General features: G+C 59.7%; 14 protein-coding genes. 12 read left to right on the top strand and 2 right to left on the bottom strand.

What is annotated here, in order from left to right; genetic code table 11:
• Positions 1-519 precede the first annotated feature (519 nt).
• From ACVWZU_RS13085 to gatB, 7 genes are all read left to right on the top strand, one after another.
• Positions 520-1,962, top strand: a complete 1,443-nt coding sequence (locus ACVWZU_RS13085; protein WP_414344852.1) for a gamma-aminobutyraldehyde dehydrogenase — start codon at positions 520-522, stop codon at positions 1,960-1,962.
• A 547-nt stretch (positions 1,963-2,509) separates the two neighbouring features.
• Complete coding sequence (bchD, locus tag ACVWZU_RS13080; RefSeq protein ID WP_457445328.1) at positions 2,510-4,528, top strand: magnesium chelatase ATPase subunit D; 2,019 nt, start codon at positions 2,510-2,512, stop codon at positions 4,526-4,528.
• Between the two features lie 125 nt (positions 4,529-4,653).
• Positions 4,654-5,382, top strand: a complete 729-nt coding sequence (locus tag ACVWZU_RS13075) for an LmeA family phospholipid-binding protein (protein WP_414416874.1) — start codon at positions 4,654-4,656, stop codon at positions 5,380-5,382.
• Positions 5,383-5,968: 586 nt separating this feature from the next.
• Positions 5,969-7,030 carry a sensor histidine kinase gene (locus ACVWZU_RS13070; protein ID WP_457445326.1) on the top strand — a complete coding sequence of 354 codons (1,062 nt, stop codon included), beginning with the start codon at positions 5,969-5,971 and terminating at the stop codon, positions 7,028-7,030.
• Between the two features lie 1,181 nt (positions 7,031-8,211).
• Positions 8,212-8,394 (top strand): hypothetical protein, encoded by a 183-nt coding sequence (locus ACVWZU_RS13065; protein WP_041436250.1) that lies wholly within the window; start codon positions 8,212-8,214, stop codon positions 8,392-8,394.
• A complete protein-coding gene (locus tag ACVWZU_RS13060; protein WP_457445324.1) occupies positions 8,391-8,675 on the top strand; it encodes an acylphosphatase in 285 nt (94 codons plus the stop codon). Before ACVWZU_RS13065 ends, ACVWZU_RS13060 begins: the two co-directional genes overlap by 4 nt.
• Before the next feature lie 149 nt (positions 8,676-8,824).
• Entirely contained in the window at positions 8,825-10,297 is a 1,473-nt protein-coding gene (gene gatB, locus ACVWZU_RS13055; protein WP_457445322.1) for an Asp-tRNA(Asn)/Glu-tRNA(Gln) amidotransferase subunit GatB, read from the top strand.
• On the opposite strand, the gene ACVWZU_RS13050 is transcribed toward gatB, so the two are convergent.
• A complete protein-coding gene (locus tag ACVWZU_RS13050; protein ID WP_457445320.1) occupies positions 10,294-10,887 on the bottom strand; it encodes a Maf family protein in 594 nt (197 codons plus the stop codon). The genes gatB and ACVWZU_RS13050 overlap by 4 nt on opposite strands.
• A gap of 148 nt (positions 10,888-11,035) precedes the next feature.
• Between ACVWZU_RS13050 and ACVWZU_RS13045 the strand changes: the two genes are divergently transcribed.
• The 4 genes from ACVWZU_RS13045 to ACVWZU_RS13030 all read left to right on the top strand — a co-directional run bounded on the left by ACVWZU_RS13045 (position 11,036) and on the right by ACVWZU_RS13030 (position 14,147).
• The gene (locus ACVWZU_RS13045; RefSeq protein WP_011432349.1) at positions 11,036-11,851 is read left to right on the top strand and encodes an ion transporter; all 816 of its coding nucleotides are present in this window, start codon (positions 11,036-11,038) and stop codon (positions 11,849-11,851) included.
• A gap of 62 nt (positions 11,852-11,913) precedes the next feature.
• Positions 11,914-12,420: a hypothetical protein gene (locus tag ACVWZU_RS13040; protein WP_011432348.1), complete on the top strand. Its 507-nt coding sequence runs from the start codon at positions 11,914-11,916 to the stop codon at positions 12,418-12,420.
• Positions 12,421-12,495: 75 nt separating this feature from the next.
• A complete protein-coding gene (locus ACVWZU_RS13035; RefSeq protein WP_457445317.1) occupies positions 12,496-12,909 on the top strand; it encodes a PH domain-containing protein in 414 nt (137 codons plus the stop codon).
• Between the two features lie 29 nt (positions 12,910-12,938).
• The gene (locus tag ACVWZU_RS13030; protein WP_457445315.1) at positions 12,939-14,147 is read left to right on the top strand and encodes a glycosyltransferase; all 1,209 of its coding nucleotides are present in this window, start codon (positions 12,939-12,941) and stop codon (positions 14,145-14,147) included.
• Here the strand turns inward: ACVWZU_RS13030 and ACVWZU_RS13025 are convergent.
• On the bottom strand, positions 14,141-15,817 hold the full coding sequence (locus ACVWZU_RS13025; protein ID WP_457445313.1) for a hypothetical protein: 1,677 nt from the start codon (positions 15,815-15,817) through the stop codon (positions 14,141-14,143). The two genes, ACVWZU_RS13030 and ACVWZU_RS13025, sit on opposite strands and share 7 nt — an antisense overlap.
• 97 nt (positions 15,818-15,914) lie before the next feature.
• On the opposite strand from ACVWZU_RS13025, the gene ACVWZU_RS13020 reads away from it, so the two are divergent.
• Positions 15,915-16,334: a hypothetical protein gene (locus ACVWZU_RS13020; protein WP_457445330.1), complete on the top strand. Its 420-nt coding sequence runs from the start codon at positions 15,915-15,917 to the stop codon at positions 16,332-16,334.
• Positions 16,335-16,530: the final 196 nt, after the last annotated feature.

Genomic DNA, 16,530 nt, shown 5'->3' with positions numbered 1-16,530 from the left:
GGATGGACTCCTGCACCCAGGAACCCCTGTCCACCGGCCAAGAGCAAGATGCTATCCACTCGTTGATTTCCGGCAAAGTGTAGTTGTATACGTCCCGGCCAATCTCCAGCCACGCCAACAGCAAGGCCTCCGTCCCGCTGACGCGAGCGGCTTGTTGGCAGGCATCTGGATCAATCCGGTGCTTGTAGGTTACACCAGCATAAGTAGGTTTTGCTACAGATTTCGCTCAGAGGTATGGCGGGGATCCCTGTATCCCGGTGCTTACCCTGCGGGTAGAGTGCAGGACTGATTGCCCCTGCACCTCCGTTAGTTAGCAGATGCGGGATCCTCACCAGTGCGCCGTTGGCCACAGTCTACGGCCCGCTTTGCGAATAGCCGTTTGGGCCATCCCAATCCCAAAGGATCCCATCTCTGCACCCCAAAGTTGCCAAAGTTGAATGAAGCTTATGATTCAAGCCGAGCCAAAAAGATTCGGCACAATGGGGAGAGCCATTTCACCAAGCTGTTGAGGACATCGCTATGGCCTACAAACTCTGGATCGACGGCCAATGGGTCGATAGCCAAGGGGGGGGGTTGATGACCATCGAGAACCCGGCCACCGGCGAGAAACTGGCAGAGGTGGTGGATGCTAGCCCTGCCGATGTGGATCGGGCGGTGCAAGCTGCCCAGACCGCTTTCTACGATGGCCGTTGGTCGAAACTCACCCCCGGCGAGCGATCCCTGGCCCTCTGGAAATTGGCAGATCTGATCGAGGCTCGTGCCCCAGAACTGGCTCGTGTGGAATCGGAAAACACCGGCAAGCCCTACGAGTTCCTCAGCTTGGGGGGAGATCTGCCATTTGCGGTGGATAATCTGCGTTTCTTCGCCGCCGCCGCCCGCGACATCCATGGCTTTAGTGCTGGGGAATACGCCAAGGGCTACACCTCCCTCTTTCGCAAAGAGCCAGTGGGGGTGTGCGCGCAAATTACCCCTTGGAACTATCCGCTGATGATGGCTGTCTGGAAAATCGGCCCCGCCCTGGCCGCCGGCTGTACGGTGGTGCTCAAGCCCGCTCCTGCCACCCCCCTGACCACCCTAATGCTGGGGGAACTGATCGCCGAGGCTGGGATCCCGCCCGGGGTAGTCAATATCGTTACCGGAGGCAATGCCACCGGCCAAGCCCTGGTGGAGCACCCCCAGGTGCGCATGGTCAGCCTTACCGGCTCTACCGCCACCGGCAAGCAGGTGATGCGGACAGCGGCAGATACCCTGAAGCGGGTGCACTTGGAACTGGGGGGCAAAGCGCCGTTTATCGTCTTCGAGGATGCGGACGTAGAGACCGTTGCTGCCAAGGCCACATTTGCTGCCACCGTCAATACCGGCCAAGACTGTACGGCAGCCACCCGCGTCTATGTGCACGAGAGCAAGCTGGCGCAGGCGCAAGAGGCCATTGTAGAAGCCATGCGCAAAGTAACGGTGGGATCCCCTTTCGAGGCGGGAGTGGAGATGGGGCCTTTGGTCTCAGCAGCCCAGCGGGAGCGGGTGATGGGATTTGTGGAGCGGGCCAAAGCAGAGGGAGCCAAGGTGCTGACCGGCGGTCGGATCCCTTCCCAGCTTGCCCAGGGCTACTACTATGAACCCACGGTGATTGCCAATGTCGATCAAAAAGCGGAGATCGTACAGAGTGAGGTTTTTGGGCCGGTTCTCACGCTCGGCTCGTTTCGCGAAGAAGCGGAAGCGCTACGCTTGGGCAATGACGTCCTATACGGGCTGGCGGCTTCTGTGTGGACTCAAGACATCGGACGAGCGATGAGGTTGGCCGCCGATCTGGAGTTCGGCACCGTCTGGATCAACGACCATATTCCCATTGCCTCTGAGGCCCCCCATGGCGGCTTTAAGCAATCGGGATTTGGCAAAGATCTCTCGGCAGAAGCGGTGCGCGACTACCAAATCACCAAACACGTGATGATTGCAACCCGCTGAAGTGATGCCCATTTTGAACAGAAGATGACCACCAAACAGCGGCGGCTCACCAGGGGTATTCCCAGTCGCCGTAGGCCATTGGTGGCCTTGATTCCGACCTACCCCTTCCCCTTGGGAGAGGGCTTGGGGAACTGTCTGGAGCCGGTTTGGAACCTGATACATTCACGCTGAACTCTCCTGAACATGGTTCAGGAAAGAAGCGATCGCCTCCTGCCTATCTTTGAGCAGGAAGGCGGTATCCCGCAAAGCCCTGAGGAATACCCCCCGAGCGCTTTCCCCCTTCACTTCCCGGCAACCGTTGCGGTGGACTCAAGGATCAGGGGGAAACTTGGTCTACTATATCCCTCTCAATGACTTTTGCCAAACCGCCTAAAGCTCAGTAAATTCAGCAAAGTTCAGGGTTTTGGGGGTTAGAGGCATGCTCCCCAGAAAATCTCAGTTGCAAAGGCGGTGCGGAGCACTCAAGCGATAGACTGGGGTGTACAGCTCCCGCTCCGCTGCGAATCTGCTCGATTGAACCGTTGCTCGCCAAGCCTACCCGCCAACCATGGGATCCGCAACTCTATCCGCTCCTTGTACCTTTCCCCTCACCGCTGTAGTGGGGCAACAGGCGGCCAAGCTGGCTCTGCTGCTGGCAGCAGTGGATCCCAGCCTAAGGGGTGTGGTGCTGGTGGGGCCTCGCGGCACCGCCAAGTCGGTTTTGGCCAGAGGGATCCACGCCTTGCTACCGCCCATCGAGGTGATTGCGGGATCCTATTGCAACGACGATCCAGCGCAGCCGGATACCTGGTCCGACTGGGCCAAGGCTCGCTACCCAGCCGGAGAGGTGCCGCCCACCCAAGTGATATCGCCCCCCTTTGTCCAGGTTCCCCTGGGCGTCACCGAAGATCGGCTGCTGGGATCCGTCGATGTGGAGGCCTCCATCAGGCAGGGGGAAACGGTCTTCCAGCCAGGGCTCTTGGCTGCCGCCCACCGGGGCGTGCTCTATGTGGATGACATCAACCTCTTGGACGACGCCATCGTCAACTTGTTGCTGACGGTGGTGGGGGATGGGGTCAACCGCCTGGAACGGGAGGGGCTGAGTCTGCAACACCCCTGCCGGCCTCTCTTGGTGGCCACCTACAACCCCGAAGAGGGATCCCTGCGCCCCCACCTGCTGGATCGCCTGGCACTGGTGGTGCCGGTGGGGCAGGAGCTGAGCCTAGAAGAGCGAGGGGAAATTGTCCAACGGGCAACGCAATTTGTCGATGCTCCCGAGCCCTTCCTGGCCGAGCACCAGGCGGAACTGGAGGAAATCCGCACCCGCATCCTCCTGGCGCGGGAGTGGCTGCCCCAGGTCAAGCCGCAGCGGGAACAGCTCCTCTACCTGGTGCAGGAGGCCATCCGCGGCAACGTCCAAGGGCACCGGGGAGAACAATTTGCCCTGCGAGCCGCCTGTGCCCTGGCAGCTCTGGAAGGACGGGATCGCCTGTTGGCCGAGGATCTGCAGCAGGCTGTGCAACTGGTGCTGCTGCCCCGCGCCCAATACGACCCCGACCAGCCCCCCCCTCCCCCCCCGCCACCATCCCAACAGTCGGATCCCCCGCCGCCGGATCCCGACAAGGATGGGGAAGATAGAGAGGAAACGGATCCCCAGCCGGAAAACCTGAGTCTGCCGGAAGAGTTTTTCTTCGAGCCGGAGCGCATTGCCCTCGACCCGCGCCTGCTGGCCTTCGCCCAGTCCCTCAACCAACAGGGGAAAACGGGATCCCGCAGCCTGGTGTTCAGCGCCGACCGAGGCCGCTACGTCAAGCCCATCCTGCCCCAGGGATCCAACCCCCGCGTTGCCGTCGATGCCACCTTGCGAGCTGCTGCCCCCTATCAGAAAAGCCGCCGCCAGCGGCAACCGGGACGCGCCGTCGTCGTGGAACCGAGCGATATCCGCGCCAAAAAGCTGGTTCGCAAGGCCGGAGCCCTGGTGATCTTTGTGGTGGATGCCTCCGGCTCCATGGCCCTCAACCGCATGCAAGCGGCCAAAGGAGCGGCCCTGCGCCTGCTCACAGAAGCCTACCAGAACCGCGACAAGGTGGCCCTCATCGCCTTTCGTGGAGAAACTGCCGAAGTGCTGCTGCCCCCCACCCGCTCCATCGAGCTGGCCCGCCGCCGTTTGGAATCTCTGCCCTGCGGCGGGGGATCCCCTCTCGCCCATGCCCTCACCCAAGCCGTGCGCATGGGAGTCAATGCCCGTGCTGCCGGCGACGTGGGCCAGGTGATGCTGGTGGCCCTCACCGATGGTCGGGGCAACATCCCCCTCAGCCGCTCCTTGGGACGGAGCGATGGCAAACCCCAGTCGGGAACGGATCCCATCGACCTCAAGCAAGAGCTGCGGGAGATCGCCCTGCGCATCCGCGCCCTGGGGTTGAAGCTGCTTTTGATCGATTCCCAAAGCCGCTTTGTAACCACCGGCTTCAGCGCCGAACTGGCGGAATTGGCGGGCGGACGGTACTTTCATCTGCCCCGTGCCACCGACCAGGGGATCGCAGCCGTGGCCCGCTCGGCTATGCAGGAGGGACGCACCTACCCCTGAGAGAACAGCCTCTCCGTTGGCAAAGGTTGTAACTTTTCTTAATGGTTGGTTATGATCCCTGTAGGCGCTCTTTACCTCTTCCCATGGCTACAGGACTCCTGCCCCAACTTTCCCTGCAGAATCCCATGGCTGTCGATTGGGTTAGCCGAGGGGTAGGCGCAGCCATTCGTGCCCTCTTTAAGCATGCAGAGCGGCTGGAGGCGCGCGTGCGAGTGGAGCCTGTTGCCAAATTGTTGCAGGGTCGTATCGACAGCTTTGAACTGTTGGGCCAGCATCTGCAGATGTACAACGGCCTGAGGCTTTCGGCTCTGGAGCTATTCTGCAATGCGGTGGCCATCGATTTCAGCCAAATTTGGCAGGGGAAGATCAAGCTGCGCCAGCCAGTACAGGCCACAATGCGCGTGGTGCTGAGCGAAGACGATCTGGCGCAATCGTTTAACACACCTTTTGTGCTGAATAGGCTGGCCCTGGTGGGACAGGATGGCAGCCCCCTATCCTTCCATCACGTCCATATCAGCATCACCCCGGCGCGACGACTGCAATTCCAGGCAAACGTACAGCAGGGAGAAGCCAGGGCTTTCCGCGTCGGTTTTTCCGCCCAAGTTGAGGTGCTGGAGCGGCGTCGCATCCGCTTTACAGATCCAGTGTTTGAAAGCGGTACAGAAGAGGAGCTAGCCTTGAGCCAAGCTTTGGTACGCTGCCTGAATGAGCTTCTGGATTTGGATCGGCTCGCCTTGCGAGGCACTGAGCTGCGGGTAGACCGGGTGAACTTGCAGCCCCAGCAGATGATCCTGTACGGCAGTGCCACCCTAGCGCAATTTCCCACACGCCAACCCCAATGGGAAAGTGCTTGACAGCCTTTGGAAGGGCGGCTACGCTCAATAGTGGTGAGGAGTGAAGAGAAGAAGCCTCTGGGGTCGAAACACGGACAGACTCCCAGAGGTTTTTTCATCCCTCAGGAGCTTGAGAGCTCCGCTCTGCCCCTCGATCTTGATCTGTTGAACTTGTAGTCCTTTGACCCAAACTGGGACACTACACCCAAAACGTTGGTCGCGTCGTCGCGTCAGCGTTGCCGAGCAATAATGCATGCGGCCAAAGGCTTTTCTCAATGGCCCAGGCGCCTCACCCTAACCTGAAACGACTATGATTGCTCAACGTTGGTTACGCCTGGGGATCAAGCTGTCTTTCTTTGCCGTGATGTCCACAGCTTTGCCAACCGGAATACGGCGCGGCTTCTCTAAAGAATGGGGTAGCTGGGTATCCTAAAAGCTGGGGTTACGGCATCCTTCTTTATTCATGGGGATGAAGTGGCTCAAGACATAACGGTCATTCTAAGACCTAGGAAAGAACTCTTCAGCCTTGACCGTGAGGGGATGTTTATTCTTTGCCTACGGTTGGTTCACTATTTAATCAGGTCTTGTCAAAGCGAGCACACCGAGTTTGAAACAGCAACCACTCCGCCTACTTGAGTTTTGGCGCCGCCGCTTTCCCCACAGCCTGCGCACCCAGGTGGCATTGGTCATTGCCAGCCTTTCGTTTGTCCCCAACTTGGTTTTCATCCTGTCGGTGCAGTGGATCTGGCCCGACACGCAGTTCAGCGCTGAAGGGATCCTCCTGCTGCTGCTGTGGATCCCGTTGCTGGCGGTGCTGTCGGCGGTGGTGGGCTATGCTCTGTCCTCCATGATTTTGCGCCCCCTCACCCTGCTGGCCCGCGAGTTGGCTCATTTGGAAACCTTGATTAACCAGCCCGCCCGTTGGAATCTGCTGCTCCGCCCCGGGGATCCCCAGGAAGCCCTGATCTTGCGGCAGGCCTTTGCCCAGTTGCTGCGCCAGATCCAGATCGACCAAATGCGGCGAGAAGCCTTTACCGCCACCCTGGTTCACGACCTGAAAACTCCCCTCATCGCCTTTGGGCACCTGCTGAGCGCCTTCAAACAGGATCAACAGCTCGATCCGGAGCAACGTCGCGCTCTGCTAGATCGCATCCTGCAGGAAAACCAACACAATCTCTCGCTGGTGCAGAAAATGGTGGAGGCCCACCGCCTGGAGCGGGGAGAGATCGAGCTGCATCCTCGGCCTTGCGATCTGGGATCCCTGGCCAGAAGGGTGGCCGAGCGCATGGGATCCCTGGCCCAGGAGCGGGGGATCGATCTGCGAGTCGAAGGAGAAGGGTGGGGCAACGCCGATGAGGCAGAGCTGGAACGGGCGCTGGTGAATCTGGTGGACAACGCCTTGCGCTACGCACGCCATGCGGTGGTGTTAATCGTCAGCCCCCACCAGATCCAGGTGCAGGATGATGGCCCCGGCTTGCCGGCTCCCCTAGAAGAGTTGGCCCAACCCTACGTGACCCAGCCCATTCACATTGCCGGCCACCACTACCCAACCGGCTCAGGAGGTCTGGGGCTATATATCGCCAGGCGCATCCTGCAGGCCCACGGGGGGGACTTGCGGTTGGTCGCGACGGGATCCCAAGGGACTGCTCTAGCCCTGGTGTTGCGGTGACATACTCCCGACCCCGACTGCTGGCAGTACGGAGCGGGCTTCTCGCTTCATCGGGGAGCCTACGCAAGAACCCTCCACGAGCAGACACGGAATGTCCTACCGCGTAGTTGCACCAGATTCCGGCAAAAGCCGTTTTGTGCAACTACTCCTATCATACACCATGTGGGGGTATCTGTATCCCGGCACTGACCCTACGGGTACAGTGCGGGGCTTAGCTACCCCCACACCCCCATAAGCTAACCCAATAGATTGGTGCTGAACAAGACTGGTGTAGTCATTTTAAGTGACATACTCCCGCACTCATGTTGATGCAAAGCGCTCCGCGCCGCTAAAGCGAGAGAGTGCGGGCTTCAAGGACTCCGTCCCGCTGACGCGAACAGTGACTCCGGTTAGCGCTCCGCGCCGCTAGCGCGAAAAGGACATTTCCTGGGCTTAAGGACTACGTCCCGCTAACGCGAAAAGGACGGGATGCCCCGCCCCTGTACTTGATGTCTATAGCGGCAGTGTATAAAACCCCGCTACTTTTTATGGCACCAGTAAGGACAAAACATCATGTCCCCGCCTTTCATCCCGACCCTCACCCTGGATAAAGTGAATAGTGGATAGTGGTTAGTGGATAGTGACTATTCACTATTCACTAGCCACTAACTAATAGAGGGCGGGGCTTCCCGGCGGTGTAGCTAGCGGTAACTAACGGGGGTGCAGGGGCAATCAGTCCTGCACTCTACCCGCAGGGTAAGCACCGGGATACAGGGATCCCCGCCATACCTCTGAGCGAAATCTGTTGAGCGAAATCTGTAGTAAAACCTACTTATGCTGGCGGTAACCTACAAGTACCGGATTGATCCAGATGCCTCTTGCTCTTGGCCGGTGGACAGGGGTTCCTGGGTGCAGGAGTCCATCCTGCCTGCCGATGCACCGTTCCCTGTGGATTAGACTTGTTTTGCAAGCTGGCAGTAGCCAGGGAGGCTGGGGAAGGGAAACTGCCTGTTCAGTCGGTCTGTCGGGGGTTGTAGACCCAGATAAGTGGCGTGGGGCAGGAATGCCCGGCCGCGAGGTAAGGACTCCGTCCTGCTGACGGGAAGGGTGGCCCGCGCTCTGTCCACAGGACGAGCGCCGGGAGGATGTCACGGTGCATGAAGGGTGGGATCCTCTGCACAAGCGTTCGTGAGGTTGGGTTCATGTCTTCCGTGCTGTGGCAAGCGATTGGGTATGCCTGTGGGATCTCGCTGGGGCTCCTAGGCTTGGTTGCCCTGGTCAACGTTCTTGTGGGGTGGCTGGATCGGCAGACCTCAGAGACTCCGGAGGAGCCGACCGAGTCGCCAGAACCCTGCAGCACAACGGAGGGATCCCCGTCGGCATGAGTGACAGGGTTCGCGTTCACGTCTGGATACGGGGGCGGGTTCAGGGCGTGGGGTTTCGCGCCCACACCGAAGCCATGGCCCGCAATGCCGGTGTTGGCGGCTGGGTGCGCAACTTGCGGGATGGTCGCGTCGGGGCCGTTTTTGAAGGATCCCCTGCTGCGGTGGAGGCGATGCTGCGCTGGTGCCAACAGGGCAGCCCCGGTTCGGTTGTGGAGGCCATTGAGCAACGTTCCGAGCCGCCGGAAGGTCTACCCACTTTTGAGATTCGCCCTACCGTTTGAGGAAGTTTCGCTGTTCTGAGGATCTGCTTCAAGCTGGGCTGCTCCGGCCTCGTCCTGGGTTCTGGGCTGCCGTCCCCAGAAACTGTCTGTGAGCTGGGATCCCTGCAAGGTCACACTAGAATGGTTACACCGCCAGTTTTTCCTATCCCATGACTGTTGCTGCCCCCGCCAAAGTGCAATACGAAGCTGTGATTGGGCTGGAAGTTCACTGCCAGCTCAGCACTCGCTCCAAGATCTTCTCCAGCAGCGCGACAGCCTTTGGCGCTCCCCCCAACACCCAGATTGACCCCATCTGCATGGGCCTGCCCGGCACCCTGCCGGTACTCAACGAAAAGGTGCTGGAGTACGCGGTCAAAGCGGGTTTGGCCTTGAATTGCACCATTGCCCCCTACAGCAAGTTCGACCGCAAGCAGTACTTTTACCCCGACTTGCCCAAAAACTACCAAATCTCGCAATACGACCTGCCGATTGCTACCCACGGCTGGATTGAGATCCAGCTCAGCGACGGTCGTACCAAGCGCATCGGCATCACCCGTCTGCACATGGAAGAAGATGCGGGCAAGCTGGTCCACGCTGGCAGCGACCGCCTATCGGGATCCAGCTACTCTTTGGTGGATTTCAACCGGGCGGGGGTTCCCCTCATCGAGATCGTCAGCGAGCCGGACATCCGCAGCGGGGAAGAGGCAGCCGAGTATGTGCAAGAGCTGCGCCGCATCCTGCGCTATGCCGGGCTGTGCGATGGCAACCTGCAGGAGGGATCCCTGCGCTGTGATGTGAACATCTCGGTGCGTCCGCTGGGATCCCAGACCTTTGGCACGAAGGTGGAAATTAAAAACATGAACTCCTTCAACGCCATCCAACGGGCCATCGAGTACGAATTCAACCGCCAGGTCAAGGTTGTGGAGGCGGGCGAGCGGATCGTGCAAGAGACCCGCCTTTGGGAAGAAAACAGCCAGCGCACCATCAGCATGCGCAAGAAAGAGGGATCCAGCGACTATCGCTATTTCCCCGAGCCCGATCTGCCGCCCATTCGCGTTACCGAAGCGCAGAAAACCCGCTGGCAGGCAGAGCTGCCGGAATTGCCCGGTGTGAAGCGGCGACGTTATCAGGAGGTGTACGGCCTCTCGGTGTACGATGCCCGCTACCTCAGCGATGAACGCAACACCGCCGAATACTTTGAAGCCGTGATCGCCGCCGGTGCCGACCCGAAAGCAGCCGCCAACTGGATGATGAGCGACATCGCCAGCTACCTCAACACCCACAAGCTGGACTATCCCGACATTGCCCTGAAGCCGGAAACCCTGGCCGAGCTGATTGGCCTCATCGAGCAGGGCACCATCTCCAGCAAAATCGCCAAGGAGATCCTGCCGGAACTGCTGGAAAAAGGGGGATCGGCCCGCGCCCTGGTGGAAGCTAAGGGCATGACCCAAATCTCGGATAGCGCTCTGCTGGGGCAGATGATCGCCGAGGTGCTGGCAGAAAACCCCGAGCAACTGCAGCAGTATCGGGGGGGCAAAACCAAGCTCTTCGGCTACTTTGTCGGGCAATTGATGAAAAAAACCCAGGGACGGGCGGATCCAAAGCTGGCCAACGACCTGCTCAAGCAACACCTCGACGGCTAGCTCCAAGCATCGGTGAGGGAATAGCCCAACTCCTGGATCATGCGCCGCAGCAGGGGCAAACTCAGCCCGATCACATTGCCAGGGCACCCCTCGATCCGCTCCACAAACAGGCTGCCACGACCATCGATGGCAAAACAGCCGGCACAGGCCAAAGGCTCACCGGTGGCCACATAGGCGCGGATCTCCTCGTCGCTGGGCTTGGCAAAAAACACCCGCGTCACCGCATAGTGGGTGAGGCGACGGTTCTGCTTCGTGTCAATTAAGGCATGGCCTGTGTAGAGCTCTCCCACTTCGCCCCGCATTTGCCGCAAGCGCCGTTCCGCCTCTAGGGCATTGGGCGGCTTACCTAGGATCTCGCCATTTAGGTAGAGCACAGAGTCGGCCCCCACGACCAAGACGGGCTCCCGTTGCTGGGCCGCCACCACTTCTGCTTTTGCCGAGGCCAGCTTCTGGACCAGCTCCACCGGATTAGAGCTCTGGATTTGGCTTTCGTCGAAGTAGCTGGGTTGAACGCGATGGGGGATCCCGGCAGCCTTTAACAATTGGCGGCGGGCAGGGGATTGCGAGGCCAGTACGATAGGAGGCAACATCGACTCAACACCTAATTAACACCCAAAGCCTGGACGTTTGCTTAGGGGAAGTTCGCTCTGTGAGCTAGTTTCCATTAGCTTAGTTAGTATGCGCCTGATGGGCGTTGAAAGGAAACTCTCTCGATATCTTCCCAGCTGGATCCCGTTTGTGACCACTCTCCCCACCCAAGCTGATCTCGATCTTGCCCATTCTGGGATCCTCCAGCGCTATTGGGGGGATCAAGACACTCCGGAAAGCCGCTGGGTGAACTTGCTGGTGGCGGTGTTGGTTTTCTGTTCATCCACCTTCTTTGTGGTGGAAACCTATCCCATTCCCCCTGAGGTGCGTCTTGGGCTGGAGCGGGTGGATCGCCTCATTCTCGGCCTGTTTGTGGTGGAATATCTGCTCCGACTGGCAGCGGCCCCGCAGAAGTTGCGCTATGTCGTGAGCTTGTATTCGCTCATCGATTTGCTCGCCATTTTGCCTTTTTTTGCCGGGCTAACCGATATTCGCTTCATTCGCATCTTCCGTTGGTTTCGCATTTTGCGGCTGCTGCGCCTGGTAGAGGGCAAAACCCTGTTTGGGCAAGTGATCTCCGCCGATAGCCGCATTTTGCTGCGCATTTTCTTCACCCTCTTTGCCATTGTTTTCGTCTACTCTGGGCTGATCTACCAGGTAGAACATCCAGTGAATCCTGGCGCTTTTGCCACCTTTTTGGATGCTTTCTACTTTTCCGTCGTTACCATGACCACGGTGGGGTTTGGGGATCTCACCCCCAGTTCTGAGCTGGGTCGGTTGCTGACGGTGCTGATGATCCTGACGGGGATCGCTCTAATTCCCTGGCAAGTGGGGGAGCTGATCAAACAATTGGTGAAAAGCGGCAACTCGGTGCAATGGGCCTGCCCAGGGTGCGGTTTGTCCCAACACGATGGGGATGCCCAATTCTGCAAGCGCTGCGGCACACTGCTCTATCCAAGGGATTGAGGCTGTTGGCCAATTTGGGGCAAAGACAGGATAGGCTAGGACGGGTTGCAGGAGGATCTGCGATGTTGGCCCACCCCGAGCTAACCATCCCCGGCAAGCTGAACGTGAAGGCGGGCGTGGCGATGCTGGTTGCCGCCATTGTCCTCGGCTGGATCCTCAGCCAAGTTCAGCCGTTGCCGCTCGCCCCCCAGGAGGCTTCGGGGATCCCTGCCGAGCCCCTCCTCTGGCAGGAGGTGCCCAAACAAAAGTACGCCTGGCACATTTGCTACGCCTTTTTGGGCAACATGGGGTTGATCAACATCGGCGGCGGACTGGCCCTGGTGGTGCTGGGATCCCGCTTTACGGCTGGGCAAATGCTCTCGCAAATTCTCCTGTTGGGGGGAATGCTGCACCCGGCTTCTTGGGCTTTGGTGGCCCTGACGGGGCTGGAAGGGTGGGGCTGGCTGGGTAATGCCGGAGCCGCAGCGGTGGCGGTGGTGGTGATGGTGTTGTTTGTTTACCTGGTCTTGGCCACCTGCCGTTCCCTACAAGCCGTCCGAAGGCTGACCCAATCCCGAACCTGCCGTTAGACCCAGTTGGGGAAAGCTGAGAAATCGTTTAAGATCGTTAACGGCAACACTCTAAACAACCGGACGGTGCTCTGCATGGCGGTGCAAGAGGAGGTTTTTTTTGAGGGCGGCCCCCACAGTGGCGATTTGGTGTTGAACTCCTTCATTGGGGCTACACTTGTCGGCTTGCCTCTGTTTGTGGGGGCACTGGTGCGTAAGCTGTGGGTACACTATCGGATTACCAATCGTCGCATCACCGTGATTGGGGGATGGGGCGGCAAGGAGCGCTCAGATGTAATCTACGGCGAGATTGCCAAGGTGGTTATGGTGCCCCGTGGCTTGGGCGTGTGGGGAGATATGGTGCTCACCCTCAAGGATGGCAGTCGCCTGGAGATGCGGGCCTTGCCTCGCTTTCGGGAAATCTACAACTACATCAACGAGCGGATTGACGAGAAGGCCAAGCAGGTGAGCGGCCCAATTGGCAAAAAACGCCGCTCTGCCCAGTCCTGACCGTGCCTGACCCTTGGGGATCCCTTCCTGTGGCTGTCCCCACTCTTCCCAGCCGGGATCCCGCTTGGCCTGAGCGCCTGGCCCTGGTGCACGAGTACCTGATCTGGCCGGGGGGATCGGAAAAGGTTCTGCAGGAGCTGGTGGCCTTTGCCCCCCAGGCCCCCCTTTACGTCAGTCTCTTCTCCGCTCACACCCTGCCGCCGAGCTGGCAGGAGCTGACAATTCACACCTCCTTTTTGCAAGGCTGGGCCAAGTGGCTGGGGGTGCTGCGCCCTGATTACCATGCCCGCCTCAAGTATCTGCTGCCCTGGATGCCGTTGGCCTATGAGAGCTTCGACTTTTCGGGGTATGACTGTGTGATCTCCAGCAGCCACGCCTTTGCCAAAGGGATCCTGACGGGAGCCTCTACCCTGCACCTGAGCTACATCCACAGCCCCACCCGTTACCTCTGGGAGAACCGGGAGCTGTATCTGCAGCGAGAAGGGCTGGGGAGAAGCGGGCCCATTCGCACAATTAGCCAATGGCTGCTGCACCGCTTGCGCCAATGGGATTTTCTGGCAGCTCAACGTCCAGATCTGTTGATCGCCAACTCCCAGCACATTCGCCGCCGCATTGCCAAGCTCTACCGCCGCGAGGCTGTTGTTATCTACCCGCCCGTTCCGCTGCAGGGGTTGGAGCCGGTGGCGGATCCCAGCGCCGATTATGACCTGGTGGCAGGCCGACTGGTGCCCTACAAACGGGTGGATCTGGCGATTGCCGCCTGTGAACGGCTGGGTCGTCGGCTGCTGGTTGTGGGCGAAGGGCCGGAGCTGGCTCGGCTCAAGCGACTGGCGGGGCCGCAGGTGGAGTTTTTGCCCCATCAGCCCCCCGATCGTTTCCGGGAACTGCTAGCCAATTGCCGGCTGCTGCTGTTCCCCTGGGAGGAGGATTTTGGCCTAGTGGCAGTGGAGGCCCAGGCCTGCGGCCGCCCCGTGGTTGCCCTCAACCGGGGAGGTGCCCAAGAGACGGTCATCCACGGCCAAACCGGCATCCTCATTCCCGAGGCCAGTGTGGAAGCGCTGGTGGAAGGGCTGCGGCAGGCGGATCGACAGGAATGGGATCCGCAGCGGATTCGGGCCCATGCTCTGCAATTTGCCCCAGAGCGGTTTCATGCCCAGCTGGGAGCCCTGTTGCGCTGGGCTTGGCCTCGTTTTCAAGCTGGAGAACGGTTGGATCCCCGAGAATGGAGCGCTCAGTAGGGCCGCCGCTGCACAAAAGTCGGCAACTCAATCCGGTTGCGACTGCCCGTTTCCCCTCCTGCCCGTGAAGCGGCCAAAGCGGAGCGTTTCAGGAGCCTTTCTGTCCGTTGGCGCCAGCCGAGCGGGGCACTTTCTTCCCGCTCGTCCAGGGTGAGCGGCGGGATCCCTGGGGTGGGTGTTCTCCAGGTGGTGGCCGGGGAAGGAGCAGACTCGTCAGCCGCGGCAGGAATCCGTTCCTGGGCCCGATGATTCGACCTGGGCTCGACAACCGCTGGCTGAGGGGAAGCGGAGGCCGACTGACGCAGTGTGGCCAGTTGCTCTTCCAGTTCTTGATTGCGCTGCTGCAGCAGGGCCACTTCCTTTTCTTGGGTTTGCGCGTAGGCGTGGGCCTGCACACACTCGGTTTTCAAAGCCATCACCTGCTGCTGCAACTTCTCGATTTGCTTTTGGCTGACCAGATGATGGGCCTCGGCCAGTTCTCGCCCCCGCCGGGCTGCTTCCAGGCTTTCTCGGGTGTCCTGCACCTGCTGCTGAACTTCCTGCCACTGGGCAAGGGTGGGACGCTGGGCCAACTCTTGGATAAGCTGATCCCGCTCGGCTCGCAAAGCACCAAGCTCGCGGGTCAAAGCCTGCACCTGCTCCTCCAGGGCAAGGATTCGCTGCGCCTGTGAGGACTCTGTTTCCCTGAGGTGGGCGGCCTGGGCTGCTTCCGCTTCCAGCTTGGCAATCTGTTGGGCTTGCTCGGCCTGCTGCCGCTGACTCTGCTGCAGCTCTTCCAGCAAGGTGGCCCGCTCGGCCTTGGCAAAAGAGGCCTGTTGGCGCAGATGATCCAGCTCCGCCTGCAAGCGTGCCCATTGCTCTGGGGTAGGGCGCTCTTCCAGTTCGCGAATACGTTGCCGGGCGGTGTTCAGGTCAGCTTCCATGTGTGCCTTTTCGGTTTCCAGATGGGTCTTCAAACGCTGCCATTCGGCTTCCGCTTGGCGGTGGGCAGCCTCTAGCTCCGCCCGTAGGGTTTCCAGTTCTTGTGCAGAAGGTCGAGCAGCCAACTCTTGGATTTGCGCTTGCAATTGTGCTTTTTCCTCCTCTAGCTGCTGTACACGGAGCTGCAGTTGGGCTTGCAAAAGCTGCACCTGCGGCAACTTGACGGCGTATTCTCCCAATTGGTTGGCCTGCTGTTTCAGCTCCAGGAGCTCCTGCTGCAGTTGGTAAAATCGGGCCGGATCGACGCGCCGCTGCAATTCCGCCTTGAGGGTTTCAATTTCCGTCTGACTGGTTTGCAACTGCTGCTGCAGAATGTGGTAGTGCTCCAGCGTTGGACGGCGCTCCATTTCCCACAGGAGATTCTGCAGTTCTTCGATGTGCTGTTGCTGAAGCTGAAAAGCCTCTGGGGTAGGGCGCTGGGCCAGCCGCGCTTTCTCCTCTTGACACGCTTGCAAAGCTTGATCCCGCTCTTGAATCTGGGCCTGTGCTTCCAGCAGTTGATGTTCCAGGCGATGGATGCACTCAATCTGCTGCAATGACAGCGCTTCCGATTCGGCGAGGGATCGCTCTAGGTTGCGCACCCGCGCCCGCAAGGCTTTTAGCTCCTCTTCCCCTTCCATATCCAGGCTGCTCGACAGGTTATGGGCCTTACTGTAGCAGATGGTTTGGGCAAAAATCCAGCTTGCCACTATATGTGGCGTGAATTTTTAGTTTTTCTCGAAAAGGACGCTAAGCCTGTTATCCCCACCCTCTATACTGAGAAGGTGAGTTTTCAGATTGAACCCTGTGATGAAGCTGGGATCCAAACCTTGGGGATGGGTGCTGGGCCTGCTGGGTGTGGCCTTGGTCGGTTGTGGTGCCGATGCGCTGACGGCCAGTACTCCGCCGCCGCCTTTGATCACCAGCAGCGATATTCCTTCTGTGGTGAATCGGAACGGCTTTTTGGAGCTGGGGGTTTCGGTATCGGTGCCGGGGCGGATCCCGGCGGAGCTGGCGTTTCAGGTGTCGTGGTCAGGGATCGAGGTGCAGACGCTATCGGCAGCCCAGGTGAATTGTGTGTCTGGAGAGGTGTTCTGTACAACCCGCTTCCGCATTCGCCCTCCCCTGAGCTTGGTGCCCGGCTCCTACCTGCTCAGCTTGCGGGTCTTCGACCGGTTGGGCCAAAGCGCTGTGGTGACCGGGACGGTGCTGGTGAGGGATCCCTGAGGTCGCCCTATCCTTGCCCAGCCTTGAGAAAGCGGTGCGGTTCCCGTTCCCATAAGCATTGCGTAGCAGTAGGTAGCAGTATGAGGTGCCGTAGGCATAGCACCTGATACATTTACGCTGAACACTGCTGAACATCACTGTTCAACTATGCAGCGATAGCATTCTGTTTGTTTCCAAACAGAATGGCGGTATCCCG

The sequence above is a fragment of the Thermostichus sp. MS-CIW-26 genome (assembly GCF_054059115.1).
This window is presented reverse-complemented; position numbering and strand designations above follow the sequence as displayed.

Bases quoted from the DNA above. Each gene is read 5' to 3' on its own strand.
- ACVWZU_RS13040 (WP_011432348.1), top strand. From the start codon at position 11,914: ATGTTGGCCCACCCCGAGCTAACCATCCCCGGCAAGCTGAACGTGAAG.
- bchD (WP_457445328.1), top strand. From the start codon at position 2,510: ATGGGATCCGCAACTCTATCCGCTCCTTGTACCTTTCCCCTCACCGCT.
- ACVWZU_RS13085 (WP_414344852.1), top strand. From the start codon at position 520: ATGGCCTACAAACTCTGGATCGACGGCCAATGGGTCGATAGCCAAGGG.
- ACVWZU_RS13035 (WP_457445317.1), top strand. From the start codon at position 12,496: ATGGCGGTGCAAGAGGAGGTTTTTTTTGAGGGCGGCCCCCACAGTGGC.
- ACVWZU_RS13050 (WP_457445320.1), bottom strand. From the start codon at position 10,887: ATGTTGCCTCCTATCGTACTGGCCTCGCAATCCCCTGCCCGCCGCCAA.
- ACVWZU_RS13065 (WP_041436250.1), top strand. From the start codon at position 8,212: ATGTCTTCCGTGCTGTGGCAAGCGATTGGGTATGCCTGTGGGATCTCG.
- gatB (WP_457445322.1), top strand. From the start codon at position 8,825: ATGACTGTTGCTGCCCCCGCCAAAGTGCAATACGAAGCTGTGATTGGG.
- ACVWZU_RS13060 (WP_457445324.1), top strand. From the start codon at position 8,391: ATGAGTGACAGGGTTCGCGTTCACGTCTGGATACGGGGGCGGGTTCAG.
- ACVWZU_RS13075 (WP_414416874.1), top strand. From the start codon at position 4,654: ATGGCTGTCGATTGGGTTAGCCGAGGGGTAGGCGCAGCCATTCGTGCC.